Source organism: Halomonas elongata DSM 2581, from assembly GCF_000196875.2.
Lineage (GTDB): Bacteria > Pseudomonadota > Gammaproteobacteria > Pseudomonadales > Halomonadaceae > Halomonas > Halomonas elongata.
In genome coordinates this window covers 1,193,817-1,216,750 of the sequence record NC_014532.2, presented here as the reverse complement: position 1 = coordinate 1,216,750, position 22,934 = coordinate 1,193,817, and the positions used below count along the sequence as shown (strand labels likewise).

At 62.3% G+C, this 22,934-nt stretch carries 18 protein-coding genes and 1 other RNA gene; 10 read left to right on the top strand and 9 right to left on the bottom strand.

From position 1 onward, the window contains the following. Positions 1 to 29: 29 nt before the first annotated feature. On the bottom strand, positions 30 to 2,084 hold the full coding sequence (gene dnaX / locus HELO_RS05715) for a DNA polymerase III subunit gamma/tau (protein WP_013331811.1): 2,055 nt from the start codon (positions 2,082 to 2,084) through the stop codon (positions 30 to 32). Between the two features lie 218 nt (positions 2,085 to 2,302). Here dnaX and HELO_RS05710 point away from each other — a divergent pair, with 218 nt between their 5' ends. After that, a complete protein-coding gene (locus tag HELO_RS05710; RefSeq protein ID WP_013331810.1) occupies positions 2,303 to 3,334 on the top strand; it encodes a sodium:calcium antiporter in 1,032 nt (343 codons plus the stop codon). A gap of 31 nt (positions 3,335 to 3,365) precedes the next feature. On the opposite strand, the gene HELO_RS05705 is transcribed toward HELO_RS05710, so the two are convergent. The 3 genes from HELO_RS05705 to ffs form a co-directional block, all read right to left on the bottom strand. Continuing rightward, positions 3,366 to 4,406: a histone deacetylase family protein gene (locus HELO_RS05705; protein WP_013331809.1), complete on the bottom strand. Its 1,041-nt coding sequence runs from the start codon at positions 4,404 to 4,406 to the stop codon at positions 3,366 to 3,368. A gap of 43 nt (positions 4,407 to 4,449) precedes the next feature. Further along, a complete protein-coding gene (locus HELO_RS05700) occupies positions 4,450 to 5,160 on the bottom strand; it encodes a tellurite resistance TerB family protein (protein WP_013331808.1) in 711 nt (236 codons plus the stop codon). Between the two features lie 189 nt (positions 5,161 to 5,349). Continuing rightward, positions 5,350 to 5,446, bottom strand: an RNA gene (gene ffs / locus HELO_RS05695) — signal recognition particle sRNA small type. A 229-nt stretch (positions 5,447 to 5,675) separates the two neighbouring features. Here ffs and HELO_RS05690 point away from each other — a divergent pair. Continuing rightward, on the top strand, positions 5,676 to 6,899 hold the full coding sequence (locus tag HELO_RS05690) for an ATP-grasp domain-containing protein (RefSeq protein ID WP_013331807.1): 1,224 nt from the start codon (positions 5,676 to 5,678) through the stop codon (positions 6,897 to 6,899). Between the two features lie 39 nt (positions 6,900 to 6,938). Next, complete coding sequence (locus HELO_RS05685; RefSeq protein ID WP_013331806.1) at positions 6,939 to 8,987, top strand: hypothetical protein; 2,049 nt, start codon at positions 6,939 to 6,941, stop codon at positions 8,985 to 8,987. Here HELO_RS05685 and HELO_RS05680 read toward each other — a convergent pair. Beyond that, positions 8,978 to 10,030 (bottom strand): AbrB family transcriptional regulator, encoded by a 1,053-nt coding sequence (locus HELO_RS05680; RefSeq protein WP_013331805.1) that lies wholly within the window; start codon positions 10,028 to 10,030, stop codon positions 8,978 to 8,980. The genes HELO_RS05685 and HELO_RS05680 overlap by 10 nt on opposite strands. Positions 10,031 to 10,096: 66 nt before the next feature. Here HELO_RS05680 and HELO_RS05675 point away from each other — a divergent pair, with 66 nt between their 5' ends. Beyond that, a complete protein-coding gene (locus HELO_RS05675) occupies positions 10,097 to 10,852 on the top strand; it encodes a TlyA family RNA methyltransferase (RefSeq protein ID WP_013331804.1) in 756 nt (251 codons plus the stop codon). A gap of 10 nt (positions 10,853 to 10,862) precedes the next feature. Here HELO_RS05675 and HELO_RS05670 read toward each other — a convergent pair whose 3' ends face one another. Then, positions 10,863 to 12,983, bottom strand: coding sequence for a peptidase domain-containing ABC transporter (locus tag HELO_RS05670; protein ID WP_013331803.1), 2,121 nt, complete (start codon positions 12,981 to 12,983; stop codon positions 10,863 to 10,865). Beyond that, the gene (locus tag HELO_RS05665) at positions 12,980 to 14,269 is read right to left on the bottom strand and encodes an HlyD family secretion protein (protein ID WP_013331802.1); all 1,290 of its coding nucleotides are present in this window, start codon (positions 14,267 to 14,269) and stop codon (positions 12,980 to 12,982) included. Before HELO_RS05665 ends, HELO_RS05670 begins: the two co-directional genes overlap by 4 nt. A 661-nt stretch (positions 14,270 to 14,930) precedes the next feature. Here HELO_RS05665 and HELO_RS05660 point away from each other — a divergent pair. Next, on the top strand, positions 14,931 to 15,164 hold the full coding sequence (locus tag HELO_RS05660) for a hypothetical protein (RefSeq protein ID WP_041601937.1): 234 nt from the start codon (positions 14,931 to 14,933) through the stop codon (positions 15,162 to 15,164). A gap of 160 nt (positions 15,165 to 15,324) precedes the next feature. On the opposite strand, the gene mscK is transcribed toward HELO_RS05660, so the two are convergent. Further along, entirely contained in the window at positions 15,325 to 18,846 is a 3,522-nt protein-coding gene (gene mscK / locus HELO_RS05655; protein ID WP_013331801.1) for a mechanosensitive channel MscK, read from the bottom strand. Positions 18,847 to 18,887: 41 nt separating this feature from the next. Here mscK and HELO_RS05650 point away from each other — a divergent pair, with 41 nt between their 5' ends. The 5 genes from HELO_RS05650 (at position 18,888) to HELO_RS05630 (ending at position 21,877) form a co-directional block, all read left to right on the top strand. Beyond that, positions 18,888 to 19,919 (top strand): phospholipase A, encoded by a 1,032-nt coding sequence (locus tag HELO_RS05650; protein ID WP_013331800.1) that lies wholly within the window; start codon positions 18,888 to 18,890, stop codon positions 19,917 to 19,919. Positions 19,920 to 19,995: 76 nt separating this feature from the next. Next, positions 19,996 to 20,328, top strand: a complete 333-nt coding sequence (locus HELO_RS05645; RefSeq protein WP_013331799.1) for a DUF883 family protein — start codon at positions 19,996 to 19,998, stop codon at positions 20,326 to 20,328. Beyond that, on the top strand, positions 20,328 to 20,726 hold the full coding sequence (locus tag HELO_RS05640; protein ID WP_013331798.1) for a phage holin family protein: 399 nt from the start codon (positions 20,328 to 20,330) through the stop codon (positions 20,724 to 20,726). Before HELO_RS05645 ends, HELO_RS05640 begins: the two co-directional genes overlap by 1 nt. Further along, positions 20,710 to 21,006: a YqjK-like family protein gene (locus HELO_RS05635; RefSeq protein ID WP_013331797.1), complete on the top strand. Its 297-nt coding sequence runs from the start codon at positions 20,710 to 20,712 to the stop codon at positions 21,004 to 21,006. The genes HELO_RS05640 and HELO_RS05635 overlap by 17 nt, the downstream gene beginning before the upstream one ends. A 136-nt stretch (positions 21,007 to 21,142) precedes the next feature. After that, positions 21,143 to 21,877: a ParA family protein gene (locus HELO_RS05630; protein WP_013331796.1), complete on the top strand. Its 735-nt coding sequence runs from the start codon at positions 21,143 to 21,145 to the stop codon at positions 21,875 to 21,877. On the opposite strand, the gene HELO_RS05625 is transcribed toward HELO_RS05630, so the two are convergent. Continuing rightward, a complete protein-coding gene (locus HELO_RS05625; protein WP_013331795.1) occupies positions 21,869 to 22,840 on the bottom strand; it encodes a CHAD domain-containing protein in 972 nt (323 codons plus the stop codon). The two genes, HELO_RS05630 and HELO_RS05625, sit on opposite strands and share 9 nt — an antisense overlap. Between the last annotated feature and the right edge of the window lie 94 nt (positions 22,841 to 22,934).

The window sequence follows — 22,934 nt, the reverse complement described above, 5'->3', positions numbered from 1 at the left end:
GCGTTGTCTCGTCAATACATTGGGCCCGCTCAGCCCCGAGCGTGCTCGCCGGACGGCTTGACCGATGCCTCGACCAGGCGCGCACCGAATGCCTGCTGCAACTGCTTAACATGGGGGTCGGCCTTCAGGGCGTCAACCGCCTGGGCATGACGCTCGGCGGCGAGCCGGTCGGCACGCTGTTTGGGCGTTTCCACCGACTCGGGCAATTCGCCATCGCTGATCACCAGGCGCCGCTCGACCCCCGCCCCGGCCAGGGCTTCCCGGATGCGCTCCACGTGCACCTCGGCCTGCATCGCTGCCTGGGAGGGATCCAGGCGCAATTGCAGGACCTCGCCGTCATCATGTTCGACCATGCAGTGGGCCGCCAGGTTGCGCGTGAGTCCGGATAATCTCAGGGTATCGAAGCTCGCCAGCCAGGCATCGTGGGTCAGGGTGCCATCGGCCGCGACAGGCTCGGCGGCGGGTATCGGTGGCTCTTCCTCGATCGCCTCGGCAGGCGCCGGTTGCGCCGCCTCGGGCGCCACCTCGACCGGCGGTGCACTATCGATATCGGGAGCCGACGCGACGGATGATGCCACCTCGTCAGGTTCGAGGGCCTGCGCTTCAACGCTCTCTTCCGGCTCGGGTGGAGCCGGCTCGGCGGAGGTTTCCGGATTCGCTGGCATGTCTTCCCAGGGCGGCGTCGAAGCCTGCTGGGGCGGCGCTTCGCGCGGTGCCTCAGGTGATTCTGGGGGCTCGACAGCCGGTTCGGGCACCGCTCCCGGGGCGGGCTCAGGCGTTGCAGTGGGCTCAGGTGTTGCCGTGGGCTCAGGTGGCCTGGCCGATTCCTCCGCAGGAGGCGGCTCGGGCGCCGCTGCCTCGGTGCCGGCAGGCGCCTTCTCCTCCCCGGCAGGCGAGGCGGAAGACCCGCCACTCGGACTACCTGTTCCGCCACTGCTTTCGCCACGCATCGGCAGCGGCGTCTTGGCGGGCCTCGGCACGCCCTGGGGACGGAAGGCCAGCATGCGCAGCAGCGTCATTTCCAGTGCGGTGCGCAGATCCGGCGCGTGGCCCATGTCGCCCCGCCCCTGCACACCGATCTGGTAATAGAGCTGGATATCCTCGGCGGTGAAACGCGCTGCCAGCGCCAGCAGGTCATCCCGGTCACCGTGTCCGTTGTCCAGCGCATCCGGCACCATCTGGGCGATTGCCAGCCGGTGCAGGATGGCGGTGACATCATCGAGCACGGCGGCGAAATCCGGCCCCTGCTCGGCCAGCGCGGCGACCTCGGCCAACAACCGGGCGGCATCCGCCTCGGCCAGGGCCTCGATCAACGCCAGCACGTGCCGATGATCGAGAGTGCCCAGCATGGCTGCCACATCGCCATGACGAACCTCGCCCTGGCCAAAGGCGATGGCCTGGTCGGTGAGACTCATGGCGTCGCGCATCGAGCCCTCGGCCGCCTTGCCGAGCAGCCACAGCGCACTTTCCTCGAAGGGCACGGACTCGGCCTCGAGCACCATCGAGAGATGACCGACGATGCGTTCCGGCGGCATGTGCTTGAGCGTGAACTGCAGGCAGCGCGACAGCACCGTGGGCGGCAGCTTTTGCGGATCGGTGGTCGCCAGCAGGAACTTCACGTGGGGCGGCGGTTCCTCCAGCGTCTTCAGCAGGGCGTTGAAACTGCTGGTCGACAACATGTGTACCTCGTCGATGAGATACACCTTGTAGCGCCCCTGGGTCGGCGCGTACTGCACGTTGTCGAGCAGTTCGCGGGTGTCCTCCACCTTGGTGCGCGAGGCGGCGTCGACCTCGAGCAGATCGACGAAGCGCCCCTGATCGATGGCCTGGCAGTTCGAGCACTGCCCGCACGGCTGCGAGGTCACGGCCTCGTCGCCCGGACCGCCCGCCGTGCAGTTCAGGCACTTGGCCAGTATGCGCGCCAGGGTGGTCTTGCCCACGCCCCGAGTTCCGGTGAACAGGTAGGCATGATGCAGCCGCCCCTGGTCCAGGGCATTGACCAGCGCGCGCTGGACATGCTCTTGCCCGACCAGTTCATGGAAGGTGCGCGGCCGCCACTTGCGGGCCAGTACCTGATAGCTCATGCGGCTCGGAATCCTTGCAGCTGGGCCGGCTGGCAGCCGGAAACGTCTGATTCGCCGATCACGGCGAATCCTCTGGAAGTCGGCTCATTCTACCGGGTGGCGCCCGGGGCGCAAAGTCGCGGCGTTGTTCCATACTCCCTGCGTCGGCCGCGGGCCTTTGCTATCTTCGTGCCAGCATTCCACCGACTCTTCTTTCAACGACGCAAGGAACGCGCATCATGGCACCGATTCTTCTCTGGACGCTGGTCGCCGTGGTCGGCACGGCCATCATCTGGTGGGGCAGCGGCCTGCTGGAACGCGCCAGCGAGCGGCTCTCGGCCTATTACCAGCTCCCCGACATCGTCCAGGGCGCCATCGTGGTGGCAGTGGGATCGAGCTTCCCGGAGCTCTCCACCACGGTGATCTCCACCCTGCTCCACGGCGAGTTCGAGCTCGGCGTGGCCGCCATCGTCGGCTCGGCGCTGTTCAATATCCTGGTGATCCCGGCGCTGTCGGGACTGACCAGCCGGCACCCGTTGACCGCCAATCGCGATCTGGTCTACAAGGAGGCGCAGTTCTACATGATCGCGGTGGCGGTGCTGACCCTGACTTTCTCCTTCGCCGCCATCTATCATCCGAGCGAAGGCTCGTCGGGCGTCATCCAGGGTGAACTGACCCCGCTGCTGGCGCTGATCCCGATCGCCCTCTACGGGCTCTACCTGTTCGTGCAGTATCAGGACACCCTGGAACACGAATCGGACGTCGACGCCAGCGACATTCGGCCGGGGCGCGAATGGCTGCGACTGGGGCTGTCGCTGCTGGTGATCGTCATCGGTGTCGAGGCGCTGGTACAGGCCGCCCTGAACTTCGGCGAGATCTTCGATACCCCGAGCTTCCTGTGGGGGATCACCGTGGTCGCCGCCGGCACCTCCATTCCCGACGCCTTCGTCTCGGTTCGCGCCGCCCGCCAAGGGCGTGGCATCACCAGTATCGCCAATGTGCTCGGCAGCAACACCTTCGATCTACTGGTGTGCATCCCCGCCGGGGTGCTGATCGCCGGCGGGGCCATGGTCAATTTCTCCATCGCCGCGCCGATGATGGCGGCGTTGACCGCCGCCACCGTGGCACTGTTTCTGATGATGCGCACCCGGATGGTGCTGTCGAAGCCGGAATGCGTCGTGCTGTTGGCACTCTACCTGGGCTTCATCGTCTGGATCGGCGCCGAGAGTTTCGGCGCCCTGGACTGGGTACCGCACCTGCCACCCGCATGACGCCAGCAAAGCCCGATACCTTCGAGGCCGGTCAGGCAGCCGTACCGGCCTCGAAGCCGCTCAGCACGTTGACGACGTTAATGCCGATCTCCTCCACCGCGTAGCCGCCTTCGAGCAGGAAGGTCGTCGGCAATCCCAGACCGGCCAGGCGGCGGCCGACCTCGCTGAAGTCGTCGCTGGTCAGCTTGAACTCGCTGATCGGGTCGTTCTCGAAGGCGTCCACGCCGAGCGAGACGACCAGAAGCTCGCAGCCGGCGGCGCGAATGCGCGCCAGGGCATCGTCCAGGGCGCTGGCCCAGGTCGCGAAATCGGTGCCCGGCGGCAACGGATAGTTGGCATTGAAGCCCTCGCCCTTGCCCCGGCCGGTCTCCTCGGCATGACCAAGAAAATACGGGAAGCATTGGCGTGGATCGCCATGCAGCGACAGGAAGAGCACATCATCGCGCTCGTAGAAGATCTGTTGGGTGCCGTTGCCGTGGTGGAAATCGATATCCAGCACCGCCACCCGGCCGAGGCCGTGATCCAGCGCGTACTGGGCGGCAATGGCGGCATTGTTGAAGAAGCAGTAACCACCGAACTGGTCGGTAGCGGCATGATGGCCCGGCGGCCGGCACAGGCCGAATGCTGGCTCGCCGGTGGTCAGGCTATGACGAACGGCGGACAGGGCGATGTCCTTGCTCGCCTGGGCCGACTCGATGGTGCCCTCGCAGATCGAGGTGTCCGCCGAGAGCGCATAGTGGCCGAGCCGCCCATCGAGATGCTCGGGAATGACATCGCCCGGCATGGTGCGTGTCGGCCAGATCCAGGCGATCGCCTCGCCCTGGCGCCCCAGGGATTGCCATTCGTCCCAGCACCCGGCCAGAAAGTCCACGTAGTCACGATCATGGATCGCCAGGACCGGCTCGAGTCCGAAGTCATCGGGCTCGCGTACTTCTCCAAGCGCTGTCCTGCGCACTCGCTCGAGCACCAGATCAACACGCTCGGGGCACTCATAGGGCGTCACCAGGACGCCGCCATCCAGCTCGGTACGCGCTCGCCGCTGCTGGGTGGCGGCACTGTGGAAGGTCAACATCGGCGTATCTGTTCCTTGAGCATCTCAGAGGGCTGACAGGATATCAGGAAGATACCGCCTGCTGCTCCAGCTCGCGCTTGAGCTGATCATCGAGCCCCAGCGCGGAGGCCAGCTGGTCGAGCCAGGCGCGCTCCATGGGATTGTCGTCGTCGATCACCGCGACACTGACCAGATACATCTCCCGGGCCGCCTGGGGCGAGTCTGCCTGGCGCGCCAGGGCCAGCGCGTCGAGCGGCGCCTTGAGCTGACGTTCCACCCAATCGTGCAGCTCGTCATCGGCACCCATTTCGTCGATCTGCTCGGCGAGCATGGCACGCTCCCGCTCGTCGACGTGGCCATCGGCCCGGGCCGCCATGATCATCGCCTGAAGCAACTCCAGGCTGCGTTGTTCCTGCTGGTTGCCCTCGAGATGATCCATGGGCCGACCTTCACGTGCCTCATCGCCATCGGCACCGCCCCGAGAATTCTGCCAGGCCTTCCAGGCCAGCATGCCGACACCGGCGATGGCACCATACTTGAGCGCCTTGCCGCCCATCTTGCGCCCCCGCTTGGAGCCGATCAGCATGCCCAGGGCACCACCGCCCAGCAATTGCTTGGGGTCAAAACCGCCGCCCTTCTGGTCTCCGCCCTGGCCACTGCCGCTTGAGAACTGGGACGACAGGTTATCGACCATGCCCTTGAGATCCGTGCCGCCCGCCCCGGAGCTGCCACCGGCCTGCTTCATCAACTGATCGAGAATGCGCTTGGCGTTCATCCTGGCCTCCTTTTCGAGTTCGCCACTGCCTTGGATGATCGGCCCGCCACTTCGTTTCATCAAGCTGTTAATACGCAGGCAGGATTGACCATGCACAAGCGGGATGAACACGGAAGAATGGCGCAAAAAAGGCAGTAGTAACGGGAAAGACAGGTATGGGGGAAATGGCTCGGGCCAGAATGGAGGCGGCCCCGACAGCCACATCCCGGCACACGCATCCATCACTACCGTTGCTCCCTTCCGGGCCTGGCGGGGTTTGCGATTTAGCGTTGCGGGAGGACCGACGGGGCCACCACAGACGACACATTTTGCTGTCGAACTCGACGGGCGATCAATTGCTTATCGAGCGGCGCGCACTATAACAAGCACACGCCCTCCGGACAAGTCATGAAAGCTGTCGTGCCTTGCGTTGGTACGGATCGTCACAAGATGGCGCGTGTCTCGACTATGCTGAGAGGTAGCATCATTCGAAGGGCGAGCGCCGATGCCTCGTCCATCGCACCATGGAGGTAGCTATGAAAAAGGATCCCGACAAGGGCTACATCGCCCTGCTGGGCTGGAGCCTGAACGCCATCGAGGCTGCCGAGAATTTCGACCGCCGCTACGTGATCGTGGCCCCCGACTGGGCAGAGGAATATTGCCAGCAGCATGACCTGCCCTACGTTTCCTGGAACTTCGAGCGCCTCAACGACCGCTCCATGGAGATCGCCGAAACGCTCAAGGACATGGGCGTCGACGTCGCGATCCCGCTGTATGAGGAAACCGTGGAATGGGCCGGTGCCATCAACTCGGTGCTGCTCGACAATCCGCGCCTCTACGGCCAGTCGCTGCTGCTGCGCGACAAGGCGCTGATGAAACGACGCGCACAGCTTGGCGGCATCCGTGTCGGCATCTTCGAGGAGGCCCACGACAAGGACGACGTCATCCGCTTTCTCAAGCGGGTCAACCAGACGCTGCTCAAGCTCGATGGCGACCCCAACGATCCCATCCATCTCAAGGCTTTCGACAAGGCCGGCTGCCTGGGTCACCGGGTCATTCGCACGCCGGATGAAGTCGACACCATCCCGGAAGAAGAATTTCCGGTACTCATGGAGTCCCACCTGGACGGCTGGGAGTTTGCCGTCGAGGCCTGGGTCCACAACGGCAAGATCGCCTTTCTCAATATCTCCGAATACGTGACCCTGGGCTACTCGGTGTTCGTGCCCGCCTCGCCCGAGCTCGAGCGCTACCGTCCGCAGATCACCGCCCAGATCGAGAAGCTGATCAAGACCTTCGATATCGAGTTCGGCCTGATCCACCCGGAATACTTCGTCACCAGCGACGGCGAGATGTATTTCGGCGAGGTCGCCTACCGGCCACCCGGCTTCAAGGTCTTCGAACTGCTCGAGCGCGTCTATGGCTTCAATGCCTACCAGGCCAGCATGCTGGTCTTCGATCCCAAATCGACGCCCGAGGATGTGGCCGCCTTCTTCCCGAAGGAGGTCGTCGACGCCGACGGTTACGCCGGCTGCTTCGGCGTCTATCCGCGCCTGAGGGTCGTCAACCGTCTGGAAATCCCCGAGGAAGTGGAGGATCATCCCTATTTCGAGTCCCACGAACTCGCGCCTCCCCAGCAGGAAACCGTCACCAAGCGCACGGCCTTCGGCACGCACTGGGGGCTGGTCTACTTCAAGGGCGACGATCCCCATCGCCTGCGAGATCTGCTCAAGTCACTGGAAGAACTTGATTTCTATGTCTGAACGGGGCGTCATGACGAAAAGCGATGATCGGGAGTCCGCGTGACGACGCAATCGAACCACCCTCACAACGGCGAGCCGCCCAATGACGATGGCAAGCTCGCCGCCCTGCTGACCAAGCTGGATGCCGCCATCGGTCAGTTGGCCGAGGCCCCGGACTTCGCCAAACCCGGCAAGCTCCCCCAGGTACTGGACACGGCTCGCCGGGCGATGCTTCAGGAAGGCGGGTGCGCGGCGGTCGAGTCGCGCGCGATGGAGATGGAACAAGCGGGCCTCTTTCAGGGTTCCGACTGGGCCACGCCCCAGTTTCTGCTGCCCTCGCTGACCGTTCAGGCATTGCAGAGCCCCGACCCGAATACCGTCGTTGTCGAGGCCCTGAGCGAGTTGCGCCTGCTGCCCGTGGCCAGAGGTGAAACACGCCATGCGCTGATCTCCGCGGAGCAGGCGCACCATTACCTGACCCAGGTCATGGCCTTGAACCTCTCGCTGCTGTTCGGTGCCCCCACCGAGGCGGAACGCGCCACCCAGGGACGACTGGCCAACCTGCCTCGCCAGCTGTTCCAGCACCTGGCGACGCGCATCGGCTACGAGCACATCATCGACAGGCTGATCGAAGAGATCTGGCGCATCCTCAACCAGCGACCGATCCAGGTCGAGCCGGTCAAGCGCATGATCACCCAGATCGCCATCTGCCAGGCCGATCCCTCCATCGACCTGGGCGCCAGTGGCCAGGGCGCCGACCGCCTCGTCAGCTCGCTGTTCGGCCCCACCCAGGCCTGTCGCGAGGATCCCGGCGTCGATATCTATCGCGAGCGCCTGGCAAGCATGGATACCACCGCCCTTCAGGCGGAGGCCACCGGCTTTGCACGGGCCATGCACGATACGGGGCTGGTGTCGCCCTATCATGCCGTGCTGCTTCAGCACCTCACCGATCACGGCGACCACCTGCTCGCCGAAGCCTTGGGGCTCTCCGCCACGGGGCGCGACTGCCTGCTGTGCTATCAGGAACTGGTGCGCACCCTGATTCGCGATGCCATCCTGCCGGAAACGGCCCAGGCGGCCTATGGCCTGGCACTGATGCTCGAGCGCGGCATTCTCTATCAACCGCCGGTGGCACCGGCCATGTGGCGCCAGCTCGGCCTGCCGCTTTCGGAATGGTCCAGGGCGCGCCTCAACCTGGCCTACGGCGAGGCCGTCTCGCCGAGCGCCAGACTGCTGGAAGGCGTACTCTGCATGCTGGGGCAGCCGCTCGGGGTCGGCCAGGGCAACAACCCGACCTGCCAGTCGGCCCGAGCCCTGTCGATGTGGGCCTACAACGATCCTGACTATCTACTGCAGATGGTGGCCTGGGCGGCCCGGGACGACGAGATCATCATGCACTTCGAGGGCCAGCCCATCTCGTCCATGGCGAGCCTCTCCGGCGTGGCCAGCGAATTGCCCATGGACCTCGATCCGGTCTCGCTGATCGTGGTGCCCCACCTGGACCGCATCTACGCCGAAATGGGCCGACGCTGCATCGGCCGGGAAGGCGACCCGCATCGCTGGGTCAATCCCGAATTCCATGGCTGGTGGTCGGGACGCGGCTTTCGCATCAACGTCGATGTGGCCAGCGGCCAGTTGAACGAGCTGGACACCTTCCTGCGCCACTTCTATGCCAGCTACCACCCCGACTACAACGGCAACCAGCCGTTGATACACCCCCAGCCGGCGGGTATCGCCGTGACCGACAGCGCCGCCCGCTTCATCGGCTGGCATGCCATCACCATCCTGCGCGCCGGGCTCGATCCCGAAGGCACCACCCGCGTCTATTTCTACAACCCCAACAACGACAGCGGCCAGGACTGGGGCGATGACGTCAAGGTCAGCACCGCCGGTCGCGGCGAACGCTTCGGCGAGGCCTCGCTGCCCTTCGATCAGTTCGCCTCCCGCCTCTACATCTTCCACCACGACCCGCTGGAGCGTGGCGAACTGGCCCAGGTGCCCCAGTCGGAGCTCGACCGTGTCATCGGCTACATCGAGCGCAGCTGGGGGGCCGACCGCCTGCCTCCGGCCGGCCTGCAGGCCACCGAGGGCAACACGCCTCATTCATGACGTTCGGGCATGTCGGCGCGTCGCTGCAGGCGACGCGCCCAGAAGGGAGCCAGGAACATCAAGGCCACCATGCGCACCAGGTGATGAAAGGCCACGTAGATCGGATCGAGATCCAGCGCTACGGCCAGGATCGCCAGTTCGCCGATTCCTCCCGGCGCCAGCGCCAACAGGGCCACATCCCGAGGCACGCCAACCAGTTGATGGATTGCCTCGGCAAACAGCGACAGCACCAGCAGCGCCAGCAATGCCGCCACCAGCCCATCGACGAAATAGCGCTTGAGCCTAGCGCCGGACAATCCACGAAAACGCGCGCCGAAGGCGCTGCCCATCACCAGCAGCATCAGGTTCATGCCCAGGGGCGGTAACGACAGTCTGGCCCAGTCCAACCCCGACATCAGCGCAGCGACGAGCAAGGGGGCCAGCAATGCCGGTGTCGGCAGCCGCAACCACCTGCCCAACGGAAGCAGCACCGGTAACAACAGCAACAACCAGGGATCCTCGAGCGAGGGGGTTGCCGCATCGGCAACCGGATCGACATCTTCCAGCGCCCAGAACAAAGGCGGCAACAGCAATATCACCAACACCACGCGCAGTGACTGAGTCACGGCGATACGGCGCGGGTCACCACCGCACCTTTCGCCGGTCAGGATCATCGCTGACATCGCGCCGGGGGCAGCGGAGAACCAGGCGCTGACCGCATCGAAGCCACGCCGGCGATACCAGGCGGCCGCCACGGCGGTGGACGCCATGACCCCGGCGAGCAGCAGCGCCACCGACAAGGGCCAGTCCAGAATCCGCGCGGCCAGCTGCGGCGTCACCCGACTGCCCAGTACCAGCCCCATCACGCCGAGCATCCAGGCCCGGAATCCCTCGGGCACACGCACATCGACGCCGCGCATCGATACCAGCAGATTCGCCAGCAGCGGCCCCAGCATCCAGGCCAGCGGCAAGCCGGTCAGTTGCAGCAGCGCACCACCCACGGCGCCCACGGCCAGGGCCCGAGCGAGCGCCAGCACGGTGGCTCGATTCACATTCGGCCTCATCGTTATCCGACTAACCAGTCCATTGTGTCATAATGCCGGCTCGACCGCTGCCGGAACCGATGCACCATGCCACGTCTCGATCAACTCCTGCTCGGCCAGGGTCTGGCCCGCTCACGGACTCGCGCCCAGCGGCTGATTCGCCATGGCCGGGTACGTCGTGCCGACGACGGCAAGGTACTGACGCGCCCTGGCGAGAAACTCGCCGAGACGGTGGAGCTGATAGTCGACGACGACCCCGAAGAGCGATATGCCTCCCGGGCCGGTCTCAAGCTCGAAGCCCTGCTGGAAACGCTGTCGCTCGATCTGCACGGCAGGGGCGTTCTCGACGTGGGGCAATCCACAGGCGGCTTCACCGACTGCGCGCTGCGCCACGGCGCTCATCATGTGATCGGCGTGGAGGTGGGACGCGACCAGTTGGATGACCGCCTGCGCGAGGATCCACGCGTCCTCTGCCTGGAAGGCCTGAATGCCCGCGCCATGCGCGAGGATCCCCGACTGCGGGCAGCGCTGCGCTCGCATCCGGTGAATATCGCCGTCATGGACGTGGCCTTCATCTCCCAGACCCTGATCCTGCCGGAGCTGGCGGCCATCCTGACCACGGGAAGCGAGCTGCTGTCGCTGGTCAAGCCACAGTTCGAGGTCGGACCCGAGGGAGTCAATGCCCAGGGGCTGGTTACCGAGGCACACCGCTACGCCGATGTGGAAGCGAAACTGCGCGCCGCCTGTGCGACTACCGGCTTCGAGATTCACCACTGGTGCGAAAGCCCGATCCGCGGCGGCGACGGCAACCATGAGTTTCTGCTCTACGCCCGGCGACGATGAGTGCCACCGGTCACGCTCCTCCCTGCAACGCCTGCATGTCTATCACCCGGTCGGTCATGGCCAGTGTCGATGGACGATGCGCGATCACGACCCGGGTGATGGACAACTTCTGTATCGCCGCATTGATCGCGGCTTCATTCTCGGGATCCAGATGACTGGTTGCCTCGTCCAGCAACAGAACCTTGGGCCGCCGATACAATGCCCTGGCCAGGATGATTCGCTGCATCTGCCCGCCTGACAAGGTACTCCCCATGTCTCCCACAAAGGTCTCGTATCCCATCGGCATCTTCGCGATCTCATCGTGAATGGCAGCCAACATCGCACACTGATGAATGCGACGGGTGTCAGGATCCGGGTCGAAACCACTGATATTTTCAGCAACCGAGCCGGCAAAAAGGCGATCATCCTGCAATACGCAGCCAACCCGGTCCCGATAAGCCGCCGCCCCGATGGAGGAAAGCTCCTTGCCGTCAATGCAGACATGACCTTCACTGGGCAGCATCAAGCCGGAAAGGATTTTCAGCAATGTGGTCTTACCGGAGCCCGAAGGTCCAGAGATACCGACACATTCCTGAGCATCAATGGAAAAGCTGACATCTTTCAGAACATTCTCTTCACTATCGGCATACCGAAAGCTGACATTCTTCACATCGATGCTTCCAGCCCCTTCTTCCTCCCTCTCGCTCTCCGTGGAGCCAGAAGACAAGTCACTCTTCTCGGGTTCTATCAAGGCAATATCGGCAACACGCTCTCCATGTAGAGACAGCATCCGCAGCTTTATCATGGTGGAGACGAAATTATCCATGCGATTGGTAAACTGATCCTTGTATGACAGAAAGGCGATCAGCATACCCACCGAGAGCGCGTCCCCCATAATGGCACGTGCGCCAAAATATATAATAATGATCCGATCGACACCAAACAGAAAACGACTGGCATTCTGAAAGACAATATCAAACTTCTCGACCTGAAGATTGGCATTGACCCGATCAACCAGATAGTTGATCCAGACGGAACGGCGCCGCTCCTCAAGATTGAGAACCTTTAGACTCGCCATCCCACGCAGACTTTCCATGAAATGAGTATTCTCCTGCGCAGCATATACAATGGCTTCTTCCGACAAGTTCCTGTACGGATGATAAAGACAAAGCCTGATAATGGTATAAAGCAGGACGGCTATGAGGGGGACGCTGGCCAACCAGCCTCCATACAGCCATAGCATGACAATCAGGGCGATGGACATGACACCATCCAGAAGAGCCATTATGGCACTGGTGGTTAGCGTCTTTTGAATGGAATCAAGCGAACCGAAACGTGATACGATATCACCCACATGGCGCTTCTCGAAGTAGCTGAGCGACAAGCGCATCAGGTGATCGAAAAGCCCAGCCTTCCATTGCAGGACCAGACTCGAACCAATCAGCATCGAAGACCATGATCGAACAAAACTGGCCAACACCTGGAGTATCAACAACAGCACAAAGGCAATCGTTATCAACGTAAGCAGGTCATAGTCCTGTGCCACAATCACCTGGTCGATCACCATTTGAAAGCCGATCGGCATGGCAATGGTCACGATTTCCAGGAGAACGGATATTGCAATGATCTGCAGCGCGGCCCGACCGATACCGGACGTCCGCTTGATCATTTCCGTGACATGAATACGTTCACGCTCATTCTTCTTCGTGAAGAGCTCGTTTGGCCATGCCTCAAGAGCGACGCCGGTAAAGCGCTTAGAAACTTCCGAAAATGGAAGCTTTCGACTTCCGGTAGCCGGATCATGAATGGTGACGCTGTTCGTGCCAACGCGCGTGAGAACGACGAAGTGATTGTGATTCCAGTGAAGCACACATGGCAATTGCAACTTCCCGAGATCGGAAAGCTCCAAGCGAACGGCTCTCGTCGATAACTTGAGATCTCCCCCTACTTTAAGAAGGTCCCTTAATGCCATTCCCTTCAATGAGGTGGAGAAGCGATGACGCATCGCGGGAAGATCGAGAGCATGCCCATGGTGACTGGCAATCATCGCCATACAGGCAAGACCACACTCCGCTGCCTCGGATTGAATGATGACAGGCGTCCCTCGCCTTATACCACCCAACAGACGTTTTGGCAGTTCTGAAAGGTTCATTGTGCCTCTCCCTCAGCATCTAAAACTTCTGCAAGTCCATAAAGTGGCTCAAATATCCACTGATAGATGGGACGCGTCTCCACCATGATGTGGGCTTCCGCCTGCATGCCGGCTTGCAAGGGGACCCGATCGCCATAAGTGATGGCAAAGGGAGAGTCTGGCTTCACGGTGATACGATATACGGCTGTCGAGGAAGGAGCAGAAGCACCATTATCCACAAGCATTTTGATTTCATCTTGTTTCAGGGGAGCCCGCGATATTCGGGATACCGTCCCGGGATACTGACCAAACTTCTGATAAGGAAAAGCAGAATAGCGCAGCAACACCTCATCGCCCTCGTGCAAGAAGCCGATATCGCTATTCGGAACTAGCATTTGCGCCTTGAGCTGAGCGTCATCCGGCAAGATCGTTAGAAGCGGAGTTCCTGTGGAAACCGTCTGCCCTGCCTGAGTGGAAATCGATTCGACGACACCGTCTCGTGGTGCAGTCACACGAATGGACTGTCGCGATTCACCTTCCGCAATCTGCTTTTCAATATCAATGAGCTGGCGACGCAGCTTTCCGACTTCGGAGGCGGAACTCAAGTCGAAGGAGGATAACTCATCACGAACATTTTCCAGTTCGGACTTCAGCCTGACGCGCTGCCCCTTAAGCCGTTCTAGCGTCTCACGTCGCTCCATATAAGCCTGTAAGCGACTCTCGAAGGCCTGAGAAGGAGTCAGCCCCTTATCCATGTATTTCTTCTGTTCCATGGCGTAGCCATGCAAGGTATCCGAGAACTTCTCTGACACCTGTATCTGCTCTTCAATCTGCTCGATTTCTCCAACAAGATTATCTCGCTGATGTTTCAAGGCTTCCTTTTCCCTGGCAGCCAGCTCTTCGTGTCGCTGTATCTCGGACTTTATTTCTTTCTTTTGATCTCTCAGCAACTGATTGACAACTTCCTGTGTATCACCCAGAGCCGTTGTGCTATCGAGGTTTATCTCATAAAGAACATCCCCTCTTTCGACATCCTCTCCCTTCTTCACATGCTGACGTGTTACCCAACCATAGCTCGGCGCAGAAACCCGGGTCAGCCCTTCGGTCGGTAACATGACCCCGGATACGGCTACGCGCCGGGTATAATTTCCGAACACCAGAAAAACAATGATCGCGACAACGATAATGAGGGATGTCACGGCCAGGATTTTTGTTGGAATATTCTGTAATACGGTGGGACGTCCCAGCCACGTCATCCGACGTGCCTCGAATGACTCCTTCCGAAACAAGGACGAATTATCACTCATGCAGCAGGTACTCCCTTACCCATTCATGCTGCTCCATCGTTGCTTTCTGCATGCTCGGACAGGAGGCTTCCTGTCCAGAGACGAAAGGTTACCTCCCCCACTCTTGCAGAAACGATGCTCACTTAACAAGGGGTTAGCCAGCACAGACACATCCGTCCATTCATGGCACCACCATGTCCCTGCCAGCGACTTTATATCGCAACCTCATTACTTACTTCCTCACCATCCTTTCGCCTTGCCATGCTGCTTCCCTGGAAGCAAGGACCATCCTGAATTTTCTGGAGATCAGACATTATCACTTCCTGCACCTGGCCTGCATTATTCACTCTCGTTATTTCACTATCATGATTTTCCATCAATCATTGATCACCGAATGATCGGACATCACATATAACAAAAAACCAACACTTCGTAACACTATTCAAGTTATCGCCTTCCCTCACTCTGAATCATGGCGATATCGAGCGTCATGAATGGATCATACCAAGCTTTACGCCTTAACATTTGCGCTACAAAAACGTGGCACCCGCACCGGCCCTTGGCCTTCCCATCAGACCGGGGCTTGACGCTTTTCATTTGAATAACCTAGATATGTTGGTGCTGTTCGGCGGGATGACTGCTGCAACAGCACAATTTTTACAGCAGTACACAAGGAGGTCACATGTCTGATTCGACCATTCGCACCATGAGTCTCGATGAGATCGATATCGTCTCTGGCGGTGTTAGCTATGATCAAGCCTATAACGACTTTCAAGAGGGTGGAGAGCTACTCGGTGCAGGTGCTGGCAAGCTCGTGGCCAGTGCCTGGACGGGCATTGCCCTGACTCCGGCGCTGATTGCAGACTCACTGGGCCTGGGTACATCGCTGCCCGGCGGCCTCCCCGAGCTGCCCTGATACTGGAGCAGGACAGTCATAAGACAGTGCCCATGTTTCATGGGCACTGTCTTTTTATTGCACTTATTGCATTCCCACCGTTCTACCTGACGATTATCGACCCCTCCCGGAGAGGTCGATACGCAGGTCTGGCAAGCCACAGGGCTCCGCCGTCAAACGCCTAGCGTCCCCCGCCATCACCGCCACCGTCGACGTCACCAGGGTCTCCCGCCGCACCGGGGGGCGGATGGCGTGGCTCATCGCTGCCTGATGGCGACGTGAACGACCGGGATTGCAGCTTGGTGCGCGCCCCATCGCTACGGTGCAACCAGACATCCATCTGGTTGAACGCGATATCCAGGTCATGTTCGGCCAACAGCTCACCGACACGGCCGTTGAGCTCATCGGTGGCATACAGGCGGTCACCGAGGCTGTTGACGAAGATGCGCAGTTCGAACTCCATGGCATTGGCGCTGTATCGCATGAAGAAGGTTTCCGGCGCCGGGTCGCGCAGCACCCGACCATTCTCGTCGGCGGCCTGCTGCAATAGTCGCTGCACCAGGCGATGATCGGAGCCAAGCTCCACTCCGTAGGTCAGAATCACCCTTGTGATGTTGTCCGACAGCGACCAGTTGATGAGCTGATCGGTGACGAAGGTCTTGTTGGGGATGATGATCTCCTTGCGGTCGAAGTCGGTGACTGTGGTGGCGCGAATGCGAATCCGACTGACCGTGCCGGTGAGGTTGCCAAGGGTGATGGTGTCGCCGATACGCACTGGGCGCTCGAAGAGAATGATCAGACCGGAAATGAAGTTGGCGAATATCTCCTGCAAGCCGAAGCCCAGCCCGACACCCAGGGCCGCCACCAGCCACTGCAGCTTGCTCCAGGAGACGCCGAGCGTACCCAGCGCCATCACCACGCCGGTACCGACGATGGTGTAGGACAACAGGGAACTGATGGCGTAGGCACTGCCCTGCTTGAGCTCCAGGCGCGACAGCACCATCACCTCGAGCAGTCCGGGCAGGTTGCGCGCCAGCATCAGGGTCATCGCGACGACCAGCAGGGCCACGATGGCATCGGCCACGGAAACCGCGCCACCCACCAGGTCGGCCCCTTGCTCGCCATCGCCGCCCAGCAGCATGACCTGTTCCAGGTAGCCCAGGACCGTGAGGAGATCGGCCCATACCAGGTAGAGCACCACCAGAAAGCCGATCAACAAGGCCAGCTTGGCCAGGCGCAACGACTGCTGATTGACCTGCTGCATGTCCAGCGGAGGCTCTTCGACGACATCGAGCCCACTCTCGCCTTCATGCTCCTGCAGTGCACGCCGGCGCGCCAGGGCACGACGATAGGCCAAGCGACGCGCGGCCACGGCCAGCCCCCGCACCACGGCCGCCTCGACGAGTATCCACACGCCCAGCACATAAAGGGTGATCATGAACCGACTGACCAGGCTCAGGGCCGTGTAGGCATAGCCGGAAACCACCAGCCCGCCCAGCAACAGCGGTACCGCCGCCATCGCCAGGCCCAGCACCAGACGAAAGAACTTCACGCCGAAAAAGGGCGTATGCGCCATGATCAGCTTGGTCAGCGCAAGACTCATCCCGAGAAATCCCGCCAGCAGCACGGTCATGGCCAGAGGCCGATAATTGAGGTTGATGCCGGCATCACGCGCCGGGGGAGCGACCAGCAATACCGGAATCATCGACGCAAGCAGCCAGAACAGCCAGCGTTTCAGTACCGCGACATAGGCCGGTGGCCAGTAGAACTGGCGTACGGCGACGCCATCGGCAGTCAGCAGGCGACGCGCCCATGCCACGACTGCCCAGGCCAGGGCAATCTGCGCCAGCGACCAGCCGATATCCCGAGCCACCCCCTGCCCGCCGAACAACAGCGCCAGGCCGATACCCGCCAGGATCAACGGCATGGGCATCGCCAGCAGGGCATTGAACAAGATCGCCTTGGGCGTGTGGGCCTGGCTGTCGCGGCGCAGATGACCGATCTCATCATGCAGTTTCAGCAGACGACGCTCGAGGGTCCGCCTGAGCAGCAACAGCCCCGCCGCCGCCAGCAGCAGAGGCACGCCCAGCAGCGCCCCGCTATCCGGCATCGTCCAATGATTCGGCAAGGCGTGGCGCCACTCGCCCTCCCGCCACTCGGTCCGCAGGTGATCCGGCAGCTTGAGCAACCAGGCGAGATCCAGAGGACGCGCATTGGCCACCCAGAACAACTGCTTGTCGATGGTGTCGCGCAGCGACCGGCTGGTCGTCAGCAGTTGCTGCTGGTGCAGTTGCAGTTCGATGGCCGTGCTGAGCATCTCGCCATAGGTTGGCTCGAGCTGATCCAGCAGGTCTCGACGCGCACGAAACAGCTGCGCCAACGGATCGACCAGGGCCGACGACACCTCTTCGCCCGCCGCGCTCTCCATGCGTTTGCGTGCCAGTGCTTCGGCATCCTTGAGCGTCTCGCGCTGCCGATCCAGTTCGAACTGACGCAAGCGCCAATCGGCGATCTCGTCCTTCAGTCCTCCCCGAACCTCGACCTTGGGCAAGGCCTGACGCAGCTCACGCAGGATCCGGGACAGCAAGGTACTGCCACGGATGGCTTCCACATGCTCATCCATGCCTCTCTGCAGTTGACGTACCTGGTCGAGCTGACGACGTACTTCGAGCCCCTGGCGTACCAGCTCGTTGGCCCGACTGGTGACGCGCAGCAACTCCAGGCTCATTTCCCGATTGGCTTTCTGGGCTTCGTTCACCAGGGGATGGCTCGCCACGTCATCAGGCTCATCCTGCACGGCCTCGGCGATGGCCTGTTCAGAGCGCTCCCGACGTCGCTGATCGACCAATCGCTGCAGGGTCAATACCTTGGCTTCCTGGGTGGTGACACGACGCTCGAGCAGATCCCGCCGCTGCTGCGCCAGTTCCCGCAACCGCGAGTTGGTCGCCAGCTCACGCTGATACAAGGCCAGACGTTGCTCGGCCAGGGCCCGCTGGGTGCGAGCACGCATATGGCGGGGATCGCTCTCGTCGACATCGCGCGCCGCCAGGTCCTCCAGCGTGCGACGGCTCTCCTCCACCGCCTGGGTCGCGTCGGAAATGCCCTGCTGGGCACGCTCCGGCAAGGTCTGGGTGCCCAGCAAGCGTGTCTCTATCTGAGACAGACGGTCCTGATCCCGGCGCAACGCCGCGGACGCCTCCTTCAGCCGAATCTCCAGCGTTTCCAGATCCAGCGACTCCAACGCTTCCAGGGAGGCCGCCGGCGTGTCGTCCTGATTCTCCGACAAGGCCTGCTGCAATTCCCTGAGTTCGGCCGGCGCCTTCTCGACACGCGACTCCAGATCCTCGAGCCGGGCCTTGGCGGCTTCCTTGGCCGCCAGATCCTCGAGTGCCGCCTGCAAGGTATCGATCTTCTCCTGGGCGGCCGCATCGGGCTCTTTCCCATCGGCGGGGCGCAGTTCTTCCAGCCGTTGCTCGATCGCCTCTCGCGTCGGCGGCTCGACCGCCCAGGCCGTCGAGCCAAGCAGGGCTACCAATAGGCAAACAATGTGCAATACTTTCATGCCGACACGGCGCGACACTACGTTCACGAACACCTCATCGTCGGTGACACCACGGAAATTCTTGTGATTCTCGATGCATATCGCCGACAAGGCAATTGCCGGCGTCGCCACGCCGCCACAGTTGACTTGCCTGACCGGCATGGTAGAAACGGCGTCCTATACCTCGGCAATGCAGGCGGCGCATGAAGCCCTCACGACTCTTTCTCCCCGTGTTGATGATTGGCCTGGTTCACCAGACGGCGGCGGCCGAGTCATTGAGCGACGCCGAACGGGAATCCATCGAATCACGCATTCAGTCGTTACAGACGGAACTGCGGCAGTTGCGCGGTCGCCTGCGCGACGACAGCCCTTCTGCCCATGGCACCGACATGCCTGCCGGAGATCACCAGGAACCGGAACTGGAAGAGTCGGTGGCCGAGCGGCGCATGCTCGAGCGGGAGTCCGAACGGAACCCCTTCGCCATCACCACCCATCGACGCAACTACCTGCTGCCGCTGAGCTATACCGCCCGACCCAGCGATCGTACCCTCAGCAGTGGCCAGGACGAAGCCAGCGCCGATCGCATGGAGATGCAATTTCAGTTCAGCGCCAAGTTCGAGCTCATCGATGACCAGTTGCCCGCCAATGGCGATCTCTACTTCGGCTATACCCAGCGTAGCTGGTGGCAAGCCTACAACACGGATGCCTCCTCGCCATTCCGCGAGACCAACTATGAGCCCGAGATCTTCGCCGACTTCGACAATGACTGGACGATCGCCGGCTGGACCAACATCCACAACCGGATCTCGCTCAACCACCAGTCCAACGGACGCTCCGGCGACATGTCACGCAGCTGGAATCGCCTCATCCTGACCAGCACCTTCGTCAACGACACCTGGGCCGTCTCGCTGGCCCCCTTCTGGCGCATCCCGGAGTCCGAAGGCGATGACGACAATCCCGACATCGAACGCTTCGTAGGCTATGGCGATGTCACAGTGGCCCGGCGGCTGTTCGACGACCACGAAGCCAGCCTGATGTGGCGTGGCAATCCGGACAGCGGCCACATGGGCGCCCAGTTCGATTATTCCTGGCCATTGTTCGGCAAGATTCGCGGCCATGTGCTGTACTACCACGGCTACGGGGACAGCCTGATCGACTATGACCGCAGCGTGCACCGACTCGGCGTCGGCTTCAGCCTGAACCCCCTGTTTTCCTCGGGCGAGTTCGAGCGCTGAAGACGGCGCATAATGCTTGCGCCGCTAACGGCGACTGCTATGCTGGCCTTGTCATGTACCGTCAGAGGAAGACTCGATGACCGACCATACTCCACACAGCCGCGACGCTTCCCAGCAGCTCAAGGAAGACCTGCATAACCTGTCACAGACCGTCGAGGAACTGGTGAATGCCACCGCCGACGACTCGCGCAACAACGTCAAGGAACTGCGCGAACGGGCCGAGAAGCGCCTCAAGGACACCCGGGCCCGTCTCGAGGCCCGAGGCGAACGTGCCTATCACGAAGCCCGCGACAGCGTGACGCGCCAGGCCGATGCCTGCGACCGTTACGTCCATGACAACCCCTGGACCAGCATCGGTATCGGTGCCGCGGTCGGCGTTGTCGTCGGAATGTTGCTCGGGCGGCGCTGATGGCGGATAGCCAAGGACCGGCACAGCGTCTGTTCGACGCTGGAAAGCGCCTGCTGGGCAGCCTGCTGGCCACCGGCGAGACGCGCCTGCGTCTCGCCGTTCTCGAGCTCGAGGAGGAACGCGCCCGGCTGGTCACGCTGCTGATGCTGGCCGGACTCAGCCTGGTACTGCTGCTGCTCGGCCTGGGCACCTTGACCGCCCTGGTCATCGTCGCCTTCTGGGACAGCCACCGCCTGACCGCAATCGCCATCAGCGCCGGTGTCCTGCTGTTCGGTGGCGCGGGACTGGCGGCCTGGGTCATGCATCTGGCACGGCGCCCCACTCTGCTGGCCAGTACCCTGAAACACCTGGCCCTGGACCGCGAACTGGTGGAGTCGCAACGTGACGCGCAACAATGAGCCGACTCGCCGTGAGCGCAAGACATCGCTCGAGTCCACCATCGAACAGCAGCGCGTGGACATCCTGCTGGCGGCGGAACGCTGGCAGGACGCCAGCGCGCCGCTGGAACACGGTTGGCGGCTGATACGACACTATCGCACACCAGCGCTGACACTGGGAGGCTTCATGTTGTGGCCGTTGCTGCGACGCCCCGGCAAGGCGCTGAAATTCGGGCGGCACCTGGTGTTCGGCGCGCTGGCCCTGAAACGCGCCAGGAAACTGCTGCCCGGTCGCCGCTGACCGCCCCCGTCCGGCTGACTCATACCAGCGGCGCCGGACAAAGACGACGGCACCTATCATCGCCTCGTAACATACCCATGTGTCAGTCCTGTTATGATCCTGTGTCAACAAACGACAAACAGGGAGCCGATCACACATGCGCATGCTGGCGCTCTACAGCATCAAGGGAGGCGTCGGCAAGACTGCCTCGGCCGTGAACCTGGCGGCCCAGGCCGCCCGAGCCGGCTACCGCGTGCTGCTCTGGGACCTCGATCCCCAGGCCGCCACCAGCTTCTACCTGCGCACCAAGCCCAAGGTTCGCGGCGGTGTCGAGAAGCTGGTCAAGGGCAAGGCGTCGTTCGACAAGGTGATCCGTGCCACCCAGATGGAAAACATCGACCTGCTGCCGGCAGCCCTGGCCTCGCGGGAAATGGACCGTCTGCTGGCCAAGCGCGGCAACAGCCACCTGCGCCAGATCCTCAAGCCGGTACGCGACGACTACGACCTGGTGATCCTCGACTGCCCGCCGAGCCTCTCGCATCTCTCGGAGAACATCTTCTCGAGCGTCGACGCCCTGCTGGTGCCGGTGGTGCCGACCACCCTCTCGCTGCGCACCCTGGAACAGCTGCGTGACTTTCTCGACGACCGGGATCAGGACTGCACCTTCTGGCCCTTCATCACCCTGGCCGATCGACGACGCAAGCTTCACTGCGAAGTGATCGACACCATGCAGGCACAATGGCCGCTGATGCTCTCTACGGTGATTCCTTCGGCCAGCGTGGTCGAACGCATGGGCCTCGAGCGCGCGCCGGTTCACGCCTTCGCGCCGCGCAGCGTTGCCGCCCGGAACTACCAGGCCCTGTGGCATGAATTGGATCAGCGCCTAGGGTGAATCGCGCATGACCGCGCAGGCCGCCTCCAGATGCGCCGACAGCTCCGCGATGCCACCTGCCACCCCGGTGCCCGTGGCCACTTCGTAATGCGTCAGCAGGCGTTGCCGGTTCTCGCCAAGCAAGCCCATGAAACCGCGCAGGTGCCGCGGTGCCGAGGCCCGTGGCTTCTCCCCGCGGGCGGCATCGGCAAGCCTCTCCTCGAGTTCCCCGGTCGCCTGCTCGAGCGCCATGGCGCGAATCGCCGCTTCCCGCACCAGGTCGTCGTGCAGTACCCCGAAGGCATCCTGGAAATCCTTCATGGCCTTTTCCGCACGCCGGCAGTCCGGCGACGTATCGCACCAGGGGCGCAATAGATAGCGAATCCGCTTGCCGGTGATGCGCGGCCGGTGCAGGGACTCGGCTTCATCCACGCTCCCCACCGCCTCGACTTCCGCCACCAGACACTCGCTCAGCCTCGACAATGCCTGCGCACTCGCTTCACCGAAATTCGGCGCTCGCGCCTTCTTGCGGGTACGCAGGTTGCCAAGCCGCGTCCTCAGGCGAGCCTCCAGCTCGGAAAAATGCGTCTCGATCGCCTGGTCAGCCGCCGTATAGGCCTCCGCGACCTCATGTTCGAGCCGCTGCCGCCACCACTCGCCCGCACCGCGCTCGGCGGCAGGCAGGCCGGGCAGTGCCTGAACCAGCCAGGCGAGCATTACCTCGCCATCCCGTGCCCGGTTGGTTGCCCGCGCCAGGTCGCGCAGGTCGCTCCTCAAGGGCTTGGGGAAATCGATGCCGGGCTGACCCCGATAGGCCTGCAACCAGGCTCGCAGGCGACGCAGCGCCACCCGGAAATCATGCAGTCCTTCGGCATCCGCCGGGTCCATGATGCGCGGCCTGGCACGGCGCGCGTCCTCCAACAGGTCCAGGCCGACCTCGCCGACCACGCGCCCCAGACGTCGTTGTTGCAAAGGCTTTGCCATGACCGCCTCCTTTCGTCATCACGCTCCCAGTATAGAAGTCGACGAATCGCCGAAAGGAGATCAGTCACAAGGGGAAACGGCGGGCGAATGGCAC

Excerpts from the sequence above, each read along its gene's own strand:
- dnaX (WP_013331811.1), bottom strand. The coding sequence starts at position 2,084 with ATGAGCTATCAGGTACTGGCCCGCAAGTGGCGGCCGCGCACCTTCCAT.
- HELO_RS05710 (WP_013331810.1), top strand. The coding sequence starts at position 2,303 with ATGGCACCGATTCTTCTCTGGACGCTGGTCGCCGTGGTCGGCACGGCC.
- HELO_RS05705 (WP_013331809.1), bottom strand. The coding sequence starts at position 4,406 with ATGTTGACCTTCCACAGTGCCGCCACCCAGCAGCGGCGAGCGCGTACC.
- HELO_RS05700 (WP_013331808.1), bottom strand. The coding sequence starts at position 5,160 with ATGAACGCCAAGCGCATTCTCGATCAGTTGATGAAGCAGGCCGGTGGC.
- HELO_RS05690 (WP_013331807.1), top strand. The coding sequence starts at position 5,676 with ATGAAAAAGGATCCCGACAAGGGCTACATCGCCCTGCTGGGCTGGAGC.
- HELO_RS05680 (WP_013331805.1), bottom strand. The coding sequence starts at position 10,030 with ATGAGGCCGAATGTGAATCGAGCCACCGTGCTGGCGCTCGCTCGGGCC.
- HELO_RS05675 (WP_013331804.1), top strand. The coding sequence starts at position 10,097 with ATGCCACGTCTCGATCAACTCCTGCTCGGCCAGGGTCTGGCCCGCTCA.
- HELO_RS05670 (WP_013331803.1), bottom strand. The coding sequence starts at position 12,983 with ATGAACCTTTCAGAACTGCCAAAACGTCTGTTGGGTGGTATAAGGCGA.
- HELO_RS05665 (WP_013331802.1), bottom strand. The coding sequence starts at position 14,269 with ATGAGTGATAATTCGTCCTTGTTTCGGAAGGAGTCATTCGAGGCACGT.
- HELO_RS05660 (WP_041601937.1), top strand. The coding sequence starts at position 14,931 with ATGTCTGATTCGACCATTCGCACCATGAGTCTCGATGAGATCGATATC.
- mscK (WP_013331801.1), bottom strand. The coding sequence starts at position 18,846 with ATGCCGGTCAGGCAAGTCAACTGTGGCGGCGTGGCGACGCCGGCAATT.
- HELO_RS05650 (WP_013331800.1), top strand. The coding sequence starts at position 18,888 with ATGAAGCCCTCACGACTCTTTCTCCCCGTGTTGATGATTGGCCTGGTT.
- HELO_RS05645 (WP_013331799.1), top strand. The coding sequence starts at position 19,996 with ATGACCGACCATACTCCACACAGCCGCGACGCTTCCCAGCAGCTCAAG.
- HELO_RS05640 (WP_013331798.1), top strand. The coding sequence starts at position 20,328 with ATGGCGGATAGCCAAGGACCGGCACAGCGTCTGTTCGACGCTGGAAAG.
- HELO_RS05630 (WP_013331796.1), top strand. The coding sequence starts at position 21,143 with ATGCGCATGCTGGCGCTCTACAGCATCAAGGGAGGCGTCGGCAAGACT.
- HELO_RS05625 (WP_013331795.1), bottom strand. The coding sequence starts at position 22,840 with ATGGCAAAGCCTTTGCAACAACGACGTCTGGGGCGCGTGGTCGGCGAG.